Source organism: Streptomyces sp. NPDC094034, from assembly GCF_040303865.1.
Taxonomy (GTDB): domain Bacteria; phylum Actinomycetota; class Actinomycetes; order Streptomycetales; family Streptomycetaceae; genus Streptomyces.
Genome location: NZ_JBEOUD010000006.1, coordinates 17,750 through 36,835, shown reverse-complemented (window position 1 = coordinate 36,835; position 19,086 = coordinate 17,750). Strand labels below are relative to the sequence as shown.

The window sequence follows — 19,086 nt, the reverse complement described above, 5'->3', positions numbered from 1 at the left end:
ACCGATGCCTGAACAGGGCACACGGCATGGTGAGTGCCCCCTATTTACGGATATGTGGAGAGGTCATGGACCCGGAGATCATCTCCGTCGCGAGGGCGGCTGGGGCCGCCGTTGTATCCGCGATGGCCCCGGACCGATCAAGCGCGCGCGAGGGTGGAGATGGCGCGACCGATGCGGGCCGACGGACTGCGGGCCGTGATCGAAGTATTTCTCGCACATGAGCGGAAATGACACCGCCCAGTCATTCCTGCGAGGAGCAGCCGAGGACTCCGGCAGAGTTTACCAAGCGGGCCGCGACCAGAAGGTGATCGAGAATCACTACAACTTCCATATCGAAAAGGAGGAACATCCGCGGCGTCGTGCAAGTGAAGGCGAGGAGAGTGCCGGCGTTGATCGCCGGGGTTTCATCCAACGCTTCGGCGGCTTGGCGAGCACACTTGTCGCCGGCGGAGTCAGCCGGCGCGGCAGCATGGTCCGTATTGATCCGGGATTGATCGCGTCTCTTGGAAGGATGCGCTCAGATCTCGTATCCTCCGAGCGCTCCCTGGGTCCCACGCAAGCGCTTCCCATTGCTCGGCATCAACTGGAGACGCTTGAGTTGATGCGACGCGAGACAACTGAAAAATCCATCGGCGAAGACATCCTGCGCCTTGAGGCCGCTTGGATGGATCTCCTCGGGTGGCTCTGGCAGAGCTCAGGAAATATGCGGCAAGCCGGGCGATGCGCGGAAAGGTCGATCGCCTTGGCGATTGCCGGCCGGGATGACATCCTCGCGGGGTATTTTTGTTCCCGACGGTCACAAATAGCTGTGGACTGCGGTGACGCACGCACTGCCCTCGGCCTTGCCGAGCGTTCCATAAGGGATATCGGCAACGCGGGTGCGATGCGAGCTTTCGGATACCAGCAGAGTGCCATGGCGTTGTCACTCCTCGGAGAGGAGCGAGAGTGCCTGGAAAACTTCGCCATGGCGCAGAACGATCTCGATGGTGACGAGCCGCCTTCAGGAGATCCACTCTCCATATCCGCGGATTTTATGACAGGCGCTAACCTTGACATGCATAAAGGGCTGGCCTTGGTCAACTTGGGCCACCTCTCACCTGGAGTGGACGCAATTGTCGAGTCACTACAGGCATGGGACGACGGGTTCAACCACGAGAAGGGGTTACACCTGGCAAATTTGGCCTATGGATATTCCCTCGCCGGAGATTGCCGCACGGCGCATTCATGTGCCAAGGAGGCCTTCTCGAATGCTCTCACAACCGGATCCGGAAGGACCCTTCGAGTGCTTTCCTCCGTGGCCTACGAACTCCTGAAGAGGGATAGATGGAATCAAGAATTCGAATCTTTCGCACTCCGCCTCCAAGGCGTGCACGGGGGACTTGAGTAGCGGAAATCATCATGGACAGCCGCCCGGGTTGGTAAATTCCTTGTCATAGTCGACGGGGTCCGGGGTCCGGGGGCCGTGGCTATGAGCTCCGAGTGGCGAGCTTCAGGGGGAGGCTGCCGCGTTGCTGCCCATCCGTCACCGCAGGGCAACCAGCTACGCCGCCACCGTCAACGTCAGGTGGAAGCAGCCGACTTCCCGGCTGCTCGCCGCGTGCGGGATCGCGTTCGTGCTCAGCTCGCTCACGATGACCTCAGGGCCATCCGCCAACGGCGAGCCGCACAGGATGTCCCGCGTCCAACGCCGTGCTCGCTGGCGGGGCCGCCTACGCACCCGCCGCGCACCCGGCGGCGTACTGGTCCACGGTCGGCCCGCCGATGTCCATGGCCGGCTGCTCAGCTCGTACGGCTCGGTCATGGAGGCATGCGGCCTGACTGTCGCGCCGTCCCGGCTCCGCGTTCTGGCCGTCAAGGCCACCAGCCGACAGGAGGTCCGGCCCGTACCGCCCCGCCGGGGCATCATCCGCCCCACCTCGACCAGGCTTTGCCTGCGCCTCCGCTTCAAGAAGACACAGAACGACGGCAGTTTGGCGGTACCGCGCACCAAGTCCTCCGCTGGACGGCGGCCCATCGGCGTCCCCGGCGAGCTGATGAAGCTTCTCGCCCAGCACCGGGACGAGCAGAACCGCGAACGCTGCCTCGCGTGCGACCTGCGGGTGGAGACGGGGTACGCCGTCACTTCGCCGACCGGCGAACCGCTCAACCCCAACGCCGACCACCGCAAGTGGAAGGAACTGCTGGAGGCGGCCGGCCTGCGGGACGGTCGCCTGTAGTACGCCCGCCACATGGCGGGCACCATCCTGCTGACCCTTTGCGTGCCCGGTATTGCCGTGGACTCGATCACGGACTGAGGAGCCCGGCCAGTCGGCTCGCTGCGCCGCCGGTACCAGCACCTGACCGGCCGCGTCCTCAAGGAAACGGCCACCAAGGTCGGCGGACTTCTCTGGACCCGGCCGGACCAGCAGCCTCTCGCTGCCTGATCTCATCGACTGCGAACAGAACTGCAACCCTGTACGTCGAAGGCCCGCCATCGCTGGCGATGGCGGGCCTTCGACTATTGCCCGGTGAGAGCAATGGCGGAGGATACGAGATTCGAACTCGTGAGGGGTTGCCCCCAACACGCTTTCCAACTGTTCGTCTGGGGGTTCGAGGGTGTGCGGGAACGTTCTGACCAGCGGTGGGGTTGCTGGCTGGTGGGCCTGCGAACGGTACTGGACGGAGGCGAATGAGACCACAACTGAGACCACGGCGAGCGAGCATCGCCTGTCCAGCACCGTGACTCCGTCAGATCTGGCCAAGGGTGCCCTGTCGGCTGTCACGTGCTGGCAGGCTGGCCCGCTTTCGGTGAAGTGGTTGTGCTGGACGACGGTGTCCGTTCGGCGAGCGTTCCAGCAAGTGGGCCGTCACCCTCCAAGGACGACGGCCCACGCGCTGCATATCAGTTACTCCGTAAAGAGCAGCGTTGGCTCGGCGAGGATGTCCCGGTTCAGTTCGCTCTTGTAGATGAGGTCGATGCTGCCGTAGCGGGCCTGTTCGTAGTCGAAGCCGAGTGCGGCCACCGCCTTGCGGACCGCTTCTTCCGAGGGGCCCTCGATCTCGATGAAGGTGGGGAGATCGGGCCAGGTGTCGAGGTCGTACCTGATGTCGTCGAGCTGCCACTCTTCCCGGTAGTTCTGCTGGTACCGGACCTGGCGCAGCCCGAGGGCGCCGAGGAGCTCGGCTGTCTTGTCGAGGTCGTTGACCTCGATCTCGATCTCGGTGGTGCCGTTGATGGTGGTGGCGTCGCTGACCTGCTTCAGGGTGAGGGTCTTTTTGCCTCCCTCGTCCCGGAGACGCAGCCACTGTTCGCCCTGGACCGCGTCGTTCTCGAAGATGAGCCGGGTGAACATGGTCTTTTCGAAGGCTCGTTGTGCACCGGCGGCGCGGAGTTGGTCGCGTACCGCCTCGACGTCGATGCTGAGGAATTTCGCCTCGTACTCGTGCTGGGCCATCGCTGTCTGTGCTCCTGGTGATCGGTTTCTAGGCGGTCAGGTCTCGGAGGTCGCTCTCCCGTAATCTGACGACCTCGTCGCAGGCGTCGCCGGCTACGAACTCTTCCACGGGTAGGCAGAGGTCCATGCGCTGAATGCAGACTCCGACGTGAAAACGGCCCGTCGTGTCTCGGTACAAGCGCACCCCGTAGTAGCCCTCCTCGCAGTCGGTGGCGTTGTTGAAGCGGCACTTGGCGCAGGTTGTCGGCAGCCTGACGGGCCGGATGTGCTTGATGAGGAGCGGACGGCCGTCGGGCAGCCGGTAGGCCATGCGGAAGCCCGAAGTACCCGCGATGAGGCGGACTTCTTCGAGTTCGGCGCCGAGCTCATCGAGGAGGATGTCGATGGCGTTCAGGGACTCGTCGCCGTCCGCCAGCGAAGAGAGGATCCGGACGGACAGGGAGGAGGAGTATTTGGCGAGGAGGCGGTGCACGCGCGGCACATGGTCTCGGTGCGGCAGGACGATGTTCGCGCGTGCGTCCACGCCGAGCTTCATGGCGAGTCTGATCGACTCGTCCAGTGCTGCGATCTTGCGCTGAGCCAGGGCCTTGTTCCGGTACCGGACGTGCTGCACCTGCGCCAGTTCTTCGGGTGTCGTTCCGAATACGGAGAAGTTGATGTGCCCGAGCCCGGCCAGGGCGCAACTGGGCAGAATGCGAGCCCCGTTCTCACCGTTCGAGGTGATGCTCACCGCATAACCGGCTTCCCTGGCCGTGGCCACGATCTTGGGAAGCCGGGGGTGGAGGGTCGGCTCGCCTCCGGTCAGGTGTACCTCGTCGAAGCCGAGGGCGTTCCGGAGCTGCTCCAGTGCGTGGCGGAACGACTCGTCCGGAAAGACGGGTGCGCTGAGGAAGTCGGCGCCGTTGGTGGCCACGTAGATCGATACACGTCCGGAGCTGCCCGAGTCGGCGAATACGCCGGCGGCGTGGGCACGGTTGTCCACGCTGACGGGGGTGCCTTCGTTGTGGCAGAAGGCGCAGGTCATCCCGCACGAGTCGATGACCTTGACTCTGAGGGTGCGGTCGGTGGTGACCGTGATCGGGACCGCGCGGTCGATGTTCTCCAGAGCTGGGTGCTGAATCACTCGGCGTACCTCTTTGTGGGGTCGAAGCGGAGCGCGGTCCGAGGGATCGCGGCGCGCAGGGCACGTCCCGCGCTGCTGCCAGGGCGGACCGCGTGGCCGGGGTCACGGTCGGTGGGTGCGGAGCGGCGGGTGGCCCTCCGTCGGCTGCCGAGCTCGCTCATAGGCAGCCGACGGAGGGGGAGGGTCCGCCCCAGGTGGGCACGGGGGAGCCGACCCGCGGTGCGGGTACTCGCCTGGGGCGGACCGGTCTATGGAGTCGGTGCCGTCGCGAGCGCCAGACCGACGACCAGGCCGCACGATGCGCTGATGCCGATGATGAAGAGGACTCCGGCGTAGCGGCCGATGACACGCATCATGGCTGTCGCCTCTCGCCTGCGGCGGGCCCGGGGGCTGGTATCGAGGGGGCGGTAGCTCGTGCGCGTGCCGCGGGACGCGCCCGTGTGGTGCCCTCTCACCGTGATCCGTGGGATGTGCGCAGGATGTGGGCCCAGACCGTCTTGCCGGTCGGTTGGCGCGCGTGGTGGCCGACTCGTACGGCCAGGGCGCTGACGAGCGGCAGTCCACGACCGTGTTCTTCCTCGGCCGTAGCCCGCAGTGTCATCGGAGTGCGGGGGCTGCTGTCCGACACTTCGATCAAGCAGGTGTGGTGCGTTGAGGTCAGAGTGACTTCGATGAGATGCCCGGGGACGTGTCCGTGTAGCACCGCGTTCGTCGCGAGCTCGCTGGAGACCAGGACGACCCGGTCGATGTCGTCGAGTGCGTATCCCCACTCGCTAAGGGTCTTCTCCACCTGGCGCCGGACGAGGGAGACGCATGCGGCGGTCGAGCTGAACTGCATGTGCCATCTCTGGGCGGTCTGCTGGTCGTGCGTGGCCATCGCGTACATCGCGTCCCCTCATCGCGGGCGGTTGGAGGACCAGCTCACCGCGAAGGGCCATCACGTAATCAGGTCACGGTGATTACCCAACGTGGGTAATATCCAGAGCGGCTGACCAACCGCCAGACGCCACCGCCTGACGCGGCAGAGGAGCGCATGTGCCCGGACCCCAGACTCATCAGGGACTTCCGCCCGAGCTGCTCGCGAACCCCGAGTGGCAACGTGCGTGTCGGCAGCGGGACTTCGCGAAGGTGTTCCACCTCGTGAAGGTGAAGGCGGGCATCTATCCCTCCCGCATGGCCGCCTTGTGCGGCATGACGCCGAGCCGGGTCGGGGAAATCATGTCGGGGCGGCGGGGACTTGCCCACATCGATGTGATCGAGCGGGTCGCCGACGGGCTTCGTATCCCCGGCGCCATGCTCGGGCTTGCCCACCGGCCTTGGGAAATCCCGTCCCCCGCGAGGTCGCGAGACCGCCTTCCGAGCCGTTCGGCGCGGACATCCGAGACCTTCGCCGACACTGAGCGGGAAACTGACGCCGAATCCCACAGTGATCTCGACGACTTGCTGACGCTCGCCGACGGAAGGGTGACGCGATCGACGCTCCTCGCGCTCAGGTCATCGGTCGAGGACTACTGGCGCCGTGATGACGAACACGGCGGTGCCTCCCTGCGTCCGGCTGTCGTGGGGCACCTTCGATACGTGACGCAGATGATGCGCAGCGTCCGCGCCCCTCTGCGCCGCGATCTTCAGTCACTCGCGGCCGAGCTCGCTCGCCTCGCGGGGTGGGCATACTTCGATGCCCGCCAGTACAGCACCGCGCGCACCCACTTCACCCAGGCGCTGCGGTTTTCGCACGGGCAGGACGACTATCTCTTCATGGCCAACGTCCTGTCCTGCATGAGCCTGCAGGCAACGTACGACGGACAGCCCTCCGACGCGGTGGCGCTGGCCTGCAAGGCCCAGGACAGCGCCCGAGCCGCCGGCGGGCAGCCGCTGGTGATGTCGATGCTCCACATGCGGGAAGCCTTCGCCCACGCCACGCTCCGCGACGCCGCCTCCTGTCACCAGGCCATCGGACGGTCCCGGGACGCGTACGAGCAGGCCCGCGGTCAGGAAGGCGAGGCGCCTTCCTGGATCCGCTACTTCGACGAGACGAAACTGATCGTCGACACGGGGATCGCCCTCGCCAAGCTGGGCGAGTCAGAACGTGCCGAGCCGCTGATCGCCGAGGGCCTTCGACGGGAAACAGGCGCACAACAGCGTGGCCGTGCCTTCCACGCCTTCTGGCTGGCCACGGCCCAACTCCAGCAGGGCAAGCTGGATGCCGCGTGTCACAGTGCCGGGCTCGCCTTGGACCTCAGTGCGTCCCTCGACTCGCCCCGGGTCGCGGGCCACGTCCACGAGTTCCACCGGCGTCTCGCCCCCTACGCGCGCGAGACGCCGGTGATCGCGTTCGAGCAGCGCATGCGCGAAGCGCTCGGCTAGCTTGCGGCGCTCGTGGCGTCGTCCAGCAGGAGGTACAGCAGGCCGACGAGGCTTCCGCTGCTGACCACCTCGCGACGGTCGATCATGCCGCGAATCTCGGACATCGGGATCCACTCGATGCGGTCCGACTCGTTCAACTCCGTCGGCGGGCCGACATAGGCGGAAGCCTCAGCGCGGAAGACGTGATGTTCCGAGTCGGTGATGCCATTCGCCGGCTGCGCGTACACCAGAGGCTTCAGGCCCTCCACCCGCCAGCCGGTCTCCTCCTCCACCTCACGAGCTGCGGCCTGCTCCGGGGTCTCGTCGGTCTCGATCAGGCCCATCGGCAGCTCCCAGCCCCACGTGTCCGTGATGAACCGGTGGCGCCACATCATCAGCACCCGCTTCTGCTCATCCACCACGGCGGCGACAGCAAGATGCCGCATCCGGACCACATGGTGCTCCCACCGCCGACCGTCCGGTTGCTGGACATCCACGAGCCAGAGATTGACCCACGGGTTGTCATAGATCTGGCGCTCGCCATGAACCGTCCACCGCATGAGCCAACTCCTTTTCGCCTCTGTGCAGCTTCCAGAATGTCACTTGGACGAGAAGCCGTCTGCCCCGTCAACGATTTCCGGCCCGGTACTCGCGTGATCCGGCCGAAGCCGCCGTGGCCCGGACTCGTCGGAGGGGTATTCGTCTGGCGCTTCCGGGGTGTACGGGAGTGTTCGGACCTGAGGCGGAACCGGGGCGGGTGGGGCTTCTGAACGGTGCGGTACGCCGGTGAATACAACCAGAACTACAACCATTGATCAGCGAGTTCTGCCTGGTCACCACCTCACTCGGCTGCTGCCCGTTCGCTCATTGTTCGTGTGTGGAGAGCGGTTCAGGGAAGGTGGTCTGCCGCGCCACGGGTGGCTCGCGTCGGCCTGCAAGTAGTTCCCAGGGTTTCACAACCCTGGAGACCCCCGCGACGCGGACAGCCCCGGTGGCGAGCGATAAGTGGCCCGCTCGTAAGTCACCTTGAACGGAAAGGCCGACGCCGATCGATCGGGCTGCGAAACACTGTCGGCGGCGTTTGAATCGATCCAAGCGCCGCCGACAACAGGAGAAGTGGCTCGTCACGGAGCACGGGCTCAGTCATGGAGTGGTCGGCCCCTTCAGCTCAGTGCGCTGCCCGTCGTCTGCGCTCATTGCAAGGGTTCGTTGTCAGCTGATCCAGATGCCCAGGGGTGAGATCCGGGCTGCGAGGCGTTGGCCCGCATTGCTGACGGGGGTCGACCAGGACACGTCGGTGATCTGGCAGCCGAAGTCGTCGGCGAGTGCTTGAACGAGCGTGGCGCCGATGCCTTGGCGGCGGTAGAGGTCCGCGACCCAGATCAGGATGATTCGCGGGCGCAGCGTGTCGTCCCGGTCGCCGTCCGGCGAACCGTCGATCAAGTCCCAGCTGCGATGCTCACTGGTGTCGTGAGCAACTAGGTAGCCGATGACGTACCCATTCGCCTTTAACAGGTAGGCCCGCACGTTATCCGCGGTCGCTTCGGGCTCGCCAAGGTGCGTCCACGAGTTGAAGTCGTAGTGTTCTTCCTTCTGCGGCATCCGCGCCACCTTGTTGGCAAGCCTGCGCCACGCGATGGGTGACTGCGTCGTCACGACCGCCAGTTCGCTGTACCACTCCAGGTTCTTGGGTGCCCGGACGCCGAATGTCCACGACGTGTGGTGGGCGGTGTGCTCGTTACCGCCGTCCTCCAGGTCTCGCAGGCTCATCCCACAGGGGCACGCGCCGTGGCCTGGTATCGCTACATCGCGGAACTCGACGCGGGTCGCCCCGTAACTGAGGCCCTGATCTTGGCCACCCACCCAAGGCCGGACGGAGGCACCGTCCGGCTCGACGTGGCTGGACCAGCGGTCGACCCAACCGGGATACCGCTCGGGGAGGTTCTCCCGTAGCAGCTTCTCGACGGGTGACAGTGTCGGGCGGACCCATACGCTGCCAGCGGTTGCCCGGCCGTTCAGACGCACTCCGTACCGCTTGGCCTTACCTCGCAGGAATCTCAGGAACACGCCAGGTGGCGGGTCGAAGTCGACGCCGCGGATCAACTCCCGCTCGCCGGGGGCCAGCCAGTCATCGATGGGCAGGGCCAGCCGTTCAGCGAGGGCTCGGAGCATGCCGTAATCGTGGTTGAGCTCGGCGGCACGCAGCGCCTCGACCGTGGCCTCAACGTGTCGGAAGGGCACGAACAAGGTGACCCATTCCGGGCCGTCGCTCCACACGAAGGTGTCCGAGTTGCCTTCGTACCGGATACGGTCGATGGCTGCACTGTTGGCTTCGTTGACGGCTTCTGCGTACGCGGAGGGCAGTTCGAAGTCGAGTCCCTGCCGCCGTCTGACGTCGGCGTACCCGTCACGGTCTAGCCGGACTGTCGCGTACCAACGGTGGGGCCGGATATGGATCTTCCGGGAGCGCCAGTCGTATGGGCCGGGGTCGAGGTAGACCGTTTGCTCGGTCATGTGCTCCGCTCCTGGGGTCTATGAGGATCGGCCGTGGGACGCCATACAGAGTGCCGGGCGGACAGCGTGATCCGTCGGCTATTGCGGATCTTTCACTTGCTGCTCTGTGCGGAGGATTCTGTCCCGCCGGCTGATGTGAGCGGCGGGCCCTCGGCATCCGACACCGAGGGTCTGCGGCTTGGTGGGGCGGGTGCCTACCGCGACCGGTGCGGGCGCGGTGTCTGCGGCGCGGGGATGGTGGTGTTCGCCGGGGCCTGGGGGGTGGGTCGGGCGTGGAGGAGGCGGGTGGCGCGGGTCCGCGCTTCGTTGCCGGGCGCGTGGCGTTGGCCGAGGCGCTGGATGCGCCAGACGAGTACTTCGGATACTGACTTGGCGTCGTTCAACGGGCGGTGCTGGGCTGCTTGCTGGAGGACGGTGGCGGGGTTGTGGCCGACGGCTTCGGCGGCGGTGAGGGCGGGCCAGGCGTCCTCGGTAAGGATCTGCTCGACATGGCGAGGTAGGACCCCGTGCAGGGCGGCGGCGTACCGGTGCACGGCGCTGTGCAGGGGCTGGTGGCGGGCGAGTGCAGCGAGGCTGGTAGGGGCTGCCTGGTTGTAGGCGGCTTGCAGGTGGGTGAGTGTCTGGCGGGCGGCGGCGACCTGTCGGTCGTGGTGGTGCAGTGTTCTGCGGTGCTGGACTGCGAGGACGACGAGGATGGCGGTGTCCAAGAGCATGGCCAGGCCGGTGTGGTCCGTGGGCTGGTAGCGCATGGCCTTCAGGGCGCCGCGCAGTGCGCGGGCGTGTTGATGGTCGGCGCGGGCGCGGGTGTGGGCGGCTTGCTCGAAGGCGACAGCCGCCCGGTGGAGTTCTGCCTGGAGCGGGGCAGGAGCGTGGGCGGGTAGCGCGTAGAGGACTTCGCCGAAGACGGCCAGATGGGCCTGGACGGCACCGTCGTCGGCGTGAGCGAGGTGGCGAGGGATACGTTCTGCGGCAGCGGTGGCCACGTGCCACGGGTTGGGACGACGCTGGCTGCCTGATGGCGTTGCGGCAGGCTGGTCCTCGGAGGCGGCGAGGCGCTGTCGGATCTGGGGCAGGGACAGGTCGGTGGCGAGGTTGGAGCCGGAGAACCAGATGGGCGGGCCGTCGTCGGGCAGGGCGACCTTGTAGCCCTGGAGGTCACCGGAGGGCAGCTTGCGGGTCTCGACCTGAAGGCCGGCGTCGGCGAGCAGGTTGAAGAACTCGTCCAGGTCCTTCGAGTGGGAGAGTGCGGTACGCACGGTGTGCCGCAGACGTTCACGCGCGGTCTTGCCGTTGCCCAGTCGCTTGGCCTTCTCCTTCTCGGCCCGGGTGGAGCGCTTCACCGCCGACGTGCCGGCAGCAGCTTCAGGACCGCGCGGAACTCGCGTGAGGCCGAAGTCCTTTTCGACCGCTGTGAGTTCGTTCATGGCGCGGTGGTAGTCGTTCCAGTTCCTCGGCGGGCGTAGATCACCGCGCACTTTGGTGGCGACGATGTGGATGTGGTCCTGGGCGTGACGTACGGCGACCCAGCGGCATCCGTCCGGATCGCCCTCGGCGGCGATGCCGGTCGCGTGCAGGACGCGCCGGGCGATGCTGGTCCACTCGGCGTCGGTGAGAACGCGGTCCTCGGGTGCGGCGCGGAGCGAGCAGTGCCACACGTGCCCCTTAGGCGCCTTGTCGCCGGCCTGCTCGACCCGCAGATCCAGGGCCTGGGTGAGCTGGCCGAGTCGCCGCTTGTGGCCGGGGCTGTCCCATGGGCCGGGGTCGGGGATGAAGTCGTCCCAGGAGGCGACGTTGTGCTGATCGGTGTGTTCGTTGGCGCGGCCCTTGTCGAAGAGGTAGGCGAGCACGCCGTAGGTGTTGTTGCCCGGCTTGACGATGTTCGCGATCACGCCGGACCGCCCGCCTTCTGCCCGGCTGCCCGGAAGGAGGCATCGTCGATCGTCCGGACCGTCTTGTGGGCAGTGGCGAGCAGACGGTCTGCCCGGTGGAGGATCGCGGCGTCCACAGAGTGTGGATCACCGTCCGCGTTGAGGCGGCGGGCGATCTGGTTGACGTTGTTGCCGATCCGGGCAATCTGAGCCCGCACAGCGGCAAGCTCGTCGACCGCATCGTCGTAGACCGTGCGCCCGGCGGCGACCGTGATCTCACCTCGGACGCGGGCCATGGTGGCATCCGCGATGTAACGGGCCATCGTCACGTGCGCGGCCTTCGCCGCCGACTGGATAGCGTGCTTCTCGGGAGGAGCGAAGCGCGCGGTGACGTGCTCGGAGCGCTGCGCATCAAGGTTCGCGCGACGGTGCGGCGCACGCTGCTTGGCCCCAACGGCGAGGACAGGCGGCTGTCCGGTGGCACCCGCCTGTCCCTGCTCCGGCGCGCCCTCGCGCCGGAGCAGCTCCTCCGCTACCCCCGGGGCGGAGGAGTCCGCGATGGACCGGCCTGTGGACGGTCCATCGCCATTGCTTGCTGACGCGGTGGTGGCAGGAGTGGCGGTCATCTGCTCCTGAGTCGTGGGGAGTTCATGGTGCTGGTCGTGCATGAGGAAGTGGGTCTCCGTTCGTGGTGGTGAAGGGGGTGCCGGCTCTCTGCGCACTGGGCGAGGAGAGCCGTACGGCGTGAGTGCGGATCAGTGGGGGTGGTCGGCGCGGGCGGTGTCCTTCAGCTCGGCCTTAATGGCGCGGACGATGTCTGCGGCGCGGTCGGTGGCGACGCTGAGTTCGTCGGCGTGGACTCGGGCCTTGAGTTGGTCGCGGGTGAGGCTGCCGGTCTTCCGCAGGATCTGGCGCGCGTAGGAGGTCAGGGCTTCGTCGGACACATCCGGCTTGCGGCCTGACCGCTTCGTCTTCGCCTTTGCGGTCTTGCCCGGATTGGCATCCGTGTCCTTGCCCGGATCTCGCTCGGCGTCGGTGACCGCGTGGCCAGGCTGTTCCGGGCGGTCACTGGAACTCGGACCGGGACGATCCTCGGGTTCCGGGCGGGCGGGATGAGGGCGGGCTGCCCGGTCAGCGCCTTCGTTGTCCGCGTCCGGCGAGTGCGCGTGGCCCAGGACCTCTGCCCGCTTCGGTGCACCGGCGCGAGAACGGCCATGCTCCACGTCGCGGGCGGGGTAGGAGGTGGGGGTGTGCCAGCGGGGTGGCAGGGGGATGGAGGCAAGGCCGAGGGCTTGCTGGCGGGTGGCGAGCTTGCGGAGCAGCAGCGCGTCCTGGAGCGGGTCACCATCGACCTCGGCCCGCTCCAGCGCCTGGTGCAGGCGTTCGGCCAGCCGTCGTCCCCGCCACTTGCCGCGTTGTTCGTCGGTCATCGCCTCGGCGCGCAGGATCAGGGTGACGGCTTGGCTGAGTGCCCGCTCGCTTATGAGCCGGGCGGCATCCGCGTCCTGGTCTGCGATGCCGAGCCGGGCCAGCAGGCGTTCGCGTGCCTGGCGGATGAGGATGGCGGCCAGGCTGCGGGAGGCGGCGTCGGGGGTGCGGTGGCGCAGTTCGATGCCCATGGCCAGGTGCCACAGCATCGCGGCCATGAACGGCCCGATCAGGGCGCGCACGGTGCCGCCGACGGGCCCGAAAACGGCGTAGGCGGGGATGAGCTGTCCTGCGGTGATCACCCAGACCAGGACGCCGGGCAGGCCCGGCGCCCGCCTGGGCCCATTGAGGTTCTGGCGGGCCATCAGGGCGGTGGAGAATAGGGCCAGCTCGGCGATGGCGAACATGAAGGCGCGCTCGGTGGTGCTGGCCATGTCGAGGTAGTCGGCGGCGAACCGCCAGTTGGTGTCCGCGCTGTAGGCGGTGCAGCCGACCGCGGTCACGGCCGCGACTCGCACGGCGACGGTCGCGCGCCTCCGGCTGTGGCCGGGTGCTCGGTGGCGCTGCTGGCGGATCATCCATGCGACGGACAGGGCGAGCAGGATGAGCAGCACCGCTGTCAGAGCGGGGGAGGTAGCCCAGTCCGGCAGAAGCGGAATGCCGCCGTTTTGAGCAGCCAGGGGCGCGAAGCCGATAGGGGGCATACAGAGGTCTCCAGGGTGGGGAAGTGGGGCTTGTGGGGTGGGAGTGAGGGGCGTTCACGGAGGGGGCGTACACGCGGGCCCCCTTCTAAAGGGGGGCCCGCGCGTGATCGCCTGGGTGCGTGTACGGCGTGGACGCTCGCGTGATCGCTTGACCTGCGGTTTTGCGGTGAGCGTGCCCTGTGGGCGGTTCACGGCGGTGTGCACGCGTGAGGGCCCCGTGTACGGTTCCGTGATCGCTTCGCGGGGACCGGTCGGGGGGTTCAGCCGACGGCGGTGAGGTGGCGGGCGGAGGCGTAGTAACGCGCCTGCTGGCCGCCTCCGGCTCCTCCGGCGATGCCGTCGGCCTTGGTCGCCAGACCGGTGGCCACGAGGTTCTCCAGGCGGCGCCGTGCCTTCTCCAGGTCGGCGCGTTCGGGCTCGCCTCCGCCGATCAGGACGGTCGCCAGCTCGCGGGTACTCATCCCGTTCGGGGCGGTGCGCAGCAGGACGGCGGGGTCCTTGGTGGGGTCGAGGGTGGTGGTGCCGCGCTTGTGGTCGTGGGTGACGTCCAGCGGGCCGACCTCCCCGGTGGGGGTCTTGAGGTGGTGCAGGGTGACGGCGGGATCGCCGGCCTTCCCGGTGACGAACAGGACGCTGCCCGCGCCTGCGGTGATCCAGGTGGAGCCGTAGACCTGGTCCAGGCTGGGGCGCTGGCGGCGCGGAGCGTCGGCGGCGGCCTTGCGCTGGTGGTGCAGTTCCATGATCTCCACGCCGTTGCGCAGGGCGCGCATGCGGGCGTTGTGGAAGGTGACCGCGGCGCTGTCGTCGACCATCGTGCTGACGGCGTCCTTGAGGCTGTCGATCACGATGGTGTCGGCCTGGTGCGCGGCGGCGAGATCGGCGAGGAGGTCGGGCTCCTTGTCGAGGGTGGCGGGCAGCGGACCCTCCCAGACCACGAGCCGCTCGCGCAGGATCTTCTCGTCCGAGGCGAAGACCCGGCGGTCCATGGCCCTGGCGATCTGCTTGGGCCGGTCCATGGCCAGGTAGAGCACCCGCCTGCTGGGGGCGACCGGCATCTCCAGGACGGTCTCCTGGAGGCCGAGGCGGGCGAAGATCACCTGGTGGGCCAGGGTGGTCTTGCCGACGCCCGGGGCGCCGACGATCATCAGGCTCTCGCCGGAGGCCCAGACCGTCTTCTCGCGGGTTCCCCACAGGGGCTCGGCATCCGCGCCGGTCTCCTTGACGAAGGACCACCCGTCCCTGGCGAAGCGATTCAGGCGCCCCTGGCCCGAGGCGAGGGCGCGCTCGCGTTCGGCGCGTACTTCCATTTCGACCTCGCTGCGTATCGCCTCGGGGTCGGCACCCGGTTCCTGCGCGCGCTGGAGGGTGCGCACTGCGGAGGTGCGCAGGCGGCGAAGGTCGGCCTTCTTGCGGACGATCTCCGCGTGGTACGCCGCATTGCCGGTGCCGTAGAGCACGTCGGCGAGCTGGGACACGTAGGGGCGACCACCGACACGCTGCAGATCGCCCTGCTCCTCGAGGAGCTCGGTGAGGGCGATCGGGTCGGTCGGCTTGTCCTCGCGCTGCTGGGTGAGCAGCGCGCGCCAGATCGTCTCGTGCGCGGGCCGGTAGAAGGCGTCGTCGCCCAGGACGGGCCGGGCCGCGTCGATGGCGGCGCTGCTGTACATGCAGGCGCCGAGGACCGCGCGCTCGGCGTCCACGTTCTGCGGAGGCTCCGCCCCGCCCAGGGGCGACGGCGTGGGGCCTTCGTCGTAGCGGGATGGCATCTGGGGCGGCAGGGTCGTACCCTGGGACATAGAACTCCTCACCCGGCAGGCCATATGGGGCGGCAACCCCGGCCAGGCCGGTCGAATCGTTAGGTATGGCGGTTGTGGGGTTTCTGCTTCGCCCCCGGTGCTTCGCAGCGCCGGGGGCTTCTTCATGTCCACCCCCGTCCGAGGACAGCCACAACACTACCAGCAACGATTCAAATGGGAATGACTTGCAATGCAGATCGGGTTAGTGTTAGCTATTCGTCATAAGCCACGGCCGTACCGCCAGGCCCTGAGCGAGAGGAGGTGGGAACGATGAGCGGCGAAGAGGACGGCGCGGCCCGCGCCGGAACCGATCGGCCGGAGCCCGAGAACCACGTGGCCGATCGCATCCGGACGGAGCGCCAGGTCCGCGACTGGAGCACGGCGAAACTCGCCGAAGAGATGACCAAGGCCGGCCACCCGATCAACCAGTCCGCAATCTGGCGCATCGAGAGCGGCAAGCCGCGCCGCAGGGTCAACCTCGACGAGGCACTCGGCTTCTGCAAGGTCTTCGACCTGCCCCTCGACGAGCTGACCAGCCCTCCCGGCGGCCTGATGAATCCGCAGGTGAGACGGCTCGTCGGCGAGTACGTCGAGAAGTGGAAAGAGTGGCGCGTCCTGGGCAGGGCCCAGGACCGGATCATGGCCGAACTCGACGACTACGCGAAGGCCCACCCCGACCAGGCGGACATGGCCAAGGTCATGCTCATGCACGAGCTTGAGGTCGCCTCCGACGGCGAATTCCGCCACCACCGCGGCTCGCGCAGCAAACTCCGGAGCTGGCTCGGCCCCGACCGGATGTCTCCGGCCGACGAGACCGAGCAGCCACCGGCCCAGTAGCCGCTCCGCCACGGTCACGTCGCCGCTGCGAACGCCGACGACCTCCCCCTGTGAACCCCCGCAGTCCCACAACCGCCATACCCAACGATCGACCGGCATCGCTGCCTGGGTTGCCGCCTTCGCCCGCCGGTCAAGGAGCCTCCTTGCCCCAGAGCACTTCCCTGCCCCTTGCCCAGCTCGCCCAGCTCCTCGACGTCCCCGAGGACTCCCTCCGCGCGCTCATAGCCGCGCGCGGCGAGCAGGGCGACGTCACCCTCGTCGGCCTCACGGTCGCCGAGGCCGCCCGCCGCATGGGCGTCGGCCGTACCACGCTGTACAAGTACATCTCCTCCGGCGAAATCCCCTCCGCGAAGGTCGGCCGCCTGCGTCGTGTGCCGGTCGAGGCGGTGAACGAATTCCTCCAACGCCGCCTCGGCCCTGAAGGCTTCGGCACTGCGGCTTGAGGGGGGCGCACATGACCAACCCCAAGAACTCCCGTCAGCCCAACGGCGCTTCGACCATCTACCTCGGCAAGGATGGTCGCTGGCATGGCCGCGTCACCGTCGGCGTCAAGGACGACGGCAGCCCGGACCGCCGCCACGCCAGCCGTAGGACGCGCGCCGAAGTCACCAAGGTCGTACGAGACCTGGAGAAGCAGCGCGACTCCACGGGTGTCCGCAAGGCCGGCCAGACCTGGACGGTCGAGACGTGGCTGACTCACTGGGTGGAGAACATCGCCGCGCCGAGCGTGTCCGAGAACACCATCGATGGCTACCGCGTCGCGGTCTACCACCACCTCATACCCGGCCTGGGCGCCCACCGCCTGGAGAAGCTGGAGCCCGAGCACCTGGAGCGCTTCTACAAGAAGATGCAGGCGGACGGCAGTTCCGCCGGCACCGCCCACCAGGCGCACCGCACCGTGCGCACCGCGCTCAACGAGGCCAAGCGCCGCCGTCACCTCACCACCAACCCGGCTTCCATCGCCAAGGCGCCCAAGATGGAAGAGGAAGAGGTGGAGCCGTACTCCCTGGAGGAGGTCCAGCGCCTCCTCCTCGAAGCGGACAAACACCGCAACACTGCCCGCTGGGTCATCGCCCTCGCACTCGGCCTGCGCCAGGGCGAAGTCCTCGGCCTCAAATGGGCGGACGTCGACTTCGAGGCGGGCGTGATCCTCGTACGCCGGGGTCGTCTTCGGCCCCGCTACCAGCACGGCTGTGACGACAAGTGCGGTCGCAAGCCTGGCTATTGCCCGCAGCGGATCAGCATCCGCCGCGAGACGAAGGACACCAAGACGCGCGCGGGCAAGCGCCCCATCGGTGTGCCCGAGGAACTGCTGAGGCTGCTGCGCCTGCACAAGGAACAGCAGGACCGCGAGCGGGCCCTTGCCCGAGACCTGTGGGTGGAGAAGGGGTACGTGTTTACGTCACCGGCCGGCGAGCCGCTCAACCCCAACACCGACTACCACAAGTGGAAGGACCTTCTGAAGGCGGCGAAGGTCCGCGACGCTCGCCTCCACGACGCCCGCCACACCGCCGCCACCGTCCTGCTGATCCTCGGCGTCCCCGATACGGTCGTCGACCGCATCATGGGCTGGGAGCCCGGCAAGTCCGCCCGGATGCGCAGCCGTTACCAGCACCTCACCGGCCCCGTCCTCCAGCAGACAGCCGCGAAGGTCGGCGCCCTGATCTGGGGTTCGTCACCGACACCGCACCAGCACCCACCGACACCTGGAGGTCCTGTACCTGACCCCAGCCAGAGCCTCGCGCCGGTGGAGTCGGGGGTGTACGTAGCCCGCCTCGGCGAACGCCTCATTCCTTTCCTGGACCGCGCGCACGCGGAGGCCCTGATCTCCCAATGGGAGGAGGACCACCCCGACCACTCGGCGGACGTCGAAGAATGGGGTCGGGATAAATGGGAACACAAGGGACCTGGTGGTATACGAGCCATCCGCGAGGGCATGCCCGACCGCAGGATCGTCCACCATGGCCACGCTGCGTTTCTGCCTGACGGCGAGCGGCTCAACATCGGCCGTTACGAGCAATGGGCTGTGCTGGCCTGGGAGTTCGAGACGGAGCTCTACACGGATCTCCCAGTCCGCTGGCACACCACCCGTCGCCCCGGCTGCGAGGTCGAAGCCCAGGTCCGTGGCACGAATAAGGACGCCGTCGCTGCCGCCATGGCCGAGGCGTGTGCACAGGCAATGGATCGTGCGAAGAACCCCGGAAAGTATGGCGACGCTAACGAGTGGTAGGGGTGGCGGCCCGCCGGGATCTGCCTGATGTGCCCATGCGGGCCCCGACCGATTCGGTCGGGGCCCGCATGGGTTTGTCTGCCTCGCAGCCCTTCGCCGATTTCTGCCGAAAATCTCGCCGGTTCTCGCCGAACTGCGCCGAATGTGGTTTCATTGGTGGCACGACGACTGAGGGAGGTGCGACTGCATGGCGGAATCTCGGTTGCCCGACTGGACCAACGTGAAGATGGGGACCATGGTTCGGGCCGCCCTGTGGCTCGTTGCCGAGGTCGGCGAGGGGAACGTCTACACCAGGGATCAGTTGCAGGCGGCGTTTCCTGGCGTCGCGCAGGTCGACCGTCGAGTGCGGGACCTGCGGAGTCACGGCTGGGTCATCGCGACCAACCGCGACGACGTACTGTTGGCGCCTCATGAGACCCGCTTCGTGCGGGCCGGCGATCCTGTATGGGAGCCGGGCGTGCGCCGGGCGCCCCGTCGGCAGGAGCGGTCCTCCGAGCTGGTGCCGATTCGTGCGGCGGGGCCTGAGTCATTCCGCATCCGAGAGCCTCTGTACGAGGTGCGGCGCGCGCAAGACCCGGAACAGGTTTGGGAGCGGCTGCAGAATCTGTCGTTGTCTGAACGATCGCTCCTCCTGGCCTGGATCGCCATGGGGCGCAGACCTAGCTCCCCCGTCGAACTCGCTTGGCGCGCCTATCGGGGCCTGTCCGAGGAGAAACGCCAGGAACTGGCAGCGAAACTCGGCGAACTGGTCAGTTCCGAGCTGTACGAGGAGTCGCCCGTGCCGGAGGACGGCAGCGACGAGAAGTAGA

At 67.6% G+C, this 19,086-nt stretch carries 14 protein-coding genes and 2 pseudogenes; 7 read left to right on the top strand and 9 right to left on the bottom strand.

Going from position 1 to position 19,086, the window contains the following annotated elements; genetic code table 11:
- The first annotated feature begins 217 nt into the window (after positions 1-217).
- Positions 218-1,387, top strand: coding sequence for an NsdA family TPR-like regulatory protein (locus tag ABTZ59_RS07965; protein WP_351392460.1), 1,170 nt, complete (start codon positions 218-220; stop codon positions 1,385-1,387).
- Positions 1,388-1,689: 302 nt separating this feature from the next.
- A pseudogene (locus ABTZ59_RS07960) lies at positions 1,690-1,976 on the top strand (FtsK/SpoIIIE domain-containing protein); the annotation flags it as partial.
- A gap of 909 nt (positions 1,977-2,885) precedes the next feature.
- Here ABTZ59_RS07960 and ABTZ59_RS07955 read toward each other — a convergent pair.
- The 3 genes from ABTZ59_RS07955 to ABTZ59_RS07945 all read right to left on the bottom strand — a co-directional run bounded on the left by ABTZ59_RS07955 (position 2,886) and on the right by ABTZ59_RS07945 (position 5,434).
- On the bottom strand, positions 2,886-3,434 hold the full coding sequence (locus ABTZ59_RS07955) for a class IV adenylate cyclase (RefSeq protein WP_351392457.1): 549 nt from the start codon (positions 3,432-3,434) through the stop codon (positions 2,886-2,888).
- Positions 3,435-3,462: 28 nt separating this feature from the next.
- Positions 3,463-4,557, bottom strand: a complete 1,095-nt coding sequence (locus ABTZ59_RS07950; protein ID WP_351392454.1) for a radical SAM protein — start codon at positions 4,555-4,557, stop codon at positions 3,463-3,465.
- A 451-nt stretch (positions 4,558-5,008) separates the two neighbouring features.
- Complete coding sequence (locus tag ABTZ59_RS07945; protein ID WP_351392451.1) at positions 5,009-5,434, bottom strand: ATP-binding protein; 426 nt, start codon at positions 5,432-5,434, stop codon at positions 5,009-5,011.
- 158 nt (positions 5,435-5,592) lie between these two features.
- Here ABTZ59_RS07945 and ABTZ59_RS07940 point away from each other — a divergent pair, with 158 nt between their 5' ends.
- The gene (locus tag ABTZ59_RS07940) at positions 5,593-6,921 is read left to right on the top strand and encodes an NsdA family TPR-like regulatory protein (protein WP_351392448.1); all 1,329 of its coding nucleotides are present in this window, start codon (positions 5,593-5,595) and stop codon (positions 6,919-6,921) included.
- Here the strand turns inward: ABTZ59_RS07940 and ABTZ59_RS07935 are convergent.
- From ABTZ59_RS07935 to ABTZ59_RS07910, 6 genes are all read right to left on the bottom strand, one after another.
- Positions 6,918-7,460, bottom strand: coding sequence for an NUDIX hydrolase (locus ABTZ59_RS07935; protein WP_351392446.1), 543 nt, complete (start codon positions 7,458-7,460; stop codon positions 6,918-6,920). The genes ABTZ59_RS07940 and ABTZ59_RS07935 overlap by 4 nt on opposite strands.
- 652 nt (positions 7,461-8,112) lie before the next feature.
- A complete protein-coding gene (locus ABTZ59_RS07930; protein WP_351392443.1) occupies positions 8,113-9,414 on the bottom strand; it encodes a GNAT family N-acetyltransferase in 1,302 nt (433 codons plus the stop codon).
- 194 nt (positions 9,415-9,608) lie between these two features.
- A complete protein-coding gene (locus ABTZ59_RS07925) occupies positions 9,609-11,303 on the bottom strand; it encodes a relaxase/mobilization nuclease domain-containing protein (RefSeq protein ID WP_351392440.1) in 1,695 nt (564 codons plus the stop codon).
- Positions 11,300-11,950: a plasmid mobilization protein gene (locus ABTZ59_RS07920; RefSeq protein WP_351392437.1), complete on the bottom strand. Its 651-nt coding sequence runs from the start codon at positions 11,948-11,950 to the stop codon at positions 11,300-11,302. Before ABTZ59_RS07920 ends, ABTZ59_RS07925 begins: the two co-directional genes overlap by 4 nt.
- 87 nt (positions 11,951-12,037) lie before the next feature.
- Positions 12,038-13,414 carry a hypothetical protein gene (locus ABTZ59_RS07915; RefSeq protein ID WP_351392434.1) on the bottom strand — a complete coding sequence of 459 codons (1,377 nt, stop codon included), beginning with the start codon at positions 13,412-13,414 and terminating at the stop codon, positions 12,038-12,040.
- Positions 13,415-13,674: 260 nt separating this feature from the next.
- On the bottom strand, positions 13,675-15,210 hold the full coding sequence (locus ABTZ59_RS07910; RefSeq protein WP_351392431.1) for a DnaB-like helicase N-terminal domain-containing protein: 1,536 nt from the start codon (positions 15,208-15,210) through the stop codon (positions 13,675-13,677).
- Positions 15,211-15,480: 270 nt separating this feature from the next.
- Here ABTZ59_RS07910 and ABTZ59_RS07905 point away from each other — a divergent pair, with 270 nt between their 5' ends.
- The 4 genes and pseudogenes from ABTZ59_RS07905 to ABTZ59_RS07890 all read left to right on the top strand — a co-directional run bounded on the left by ABTZ59_RS07905 (position 15,481) and on the right by ABTZ59_RS07890 (position 19,085).
- Positions 15,481-16,047: a helix-turn-helix domain-containing protein gene (locus ABTZ59_RS07905; protein ID WP_351392427.1), complete on the top strand. Its 567-nt coding sequence runs from the start codon at positions 15,481-15,483 to the stop codon at positions 16,045-16,047.
- Between the two features lie 143 nt (positions 16,048-16,190).
- Complete coding sequence (locus ABTZ59_RS07900; protein WP_351392423.1) at positions 16,191-16,490, top strand: helix-turn-helix domain-containing protein; 300 nt, start codon at positions 16,191-16,193, stop codon at positions 16,488-16,490.
- Between the two features lie 11 nt (positions 16,491-16,501).
- Positions 16,502-17,719 (top strand): annotated as a pseudogene (locus ABTZ59_RS07895) (tyrosine-type recombinase/integrase); the annotation flags it as partial.
- Positions 17,720-18,464: 745 nt separating this feature from the next.
- Entirely contained in the window at positions 18,465-19,085 is a 621-nt protein-coding gene (locus ABTZ59_RS07890; RefSeq protein WP_030350013.1) for a KpnI family restriction enzyme N-terminal domain-containing protein, read from the top strand.
- Position 19,086 lies beyond the last annotated feature (1 nt).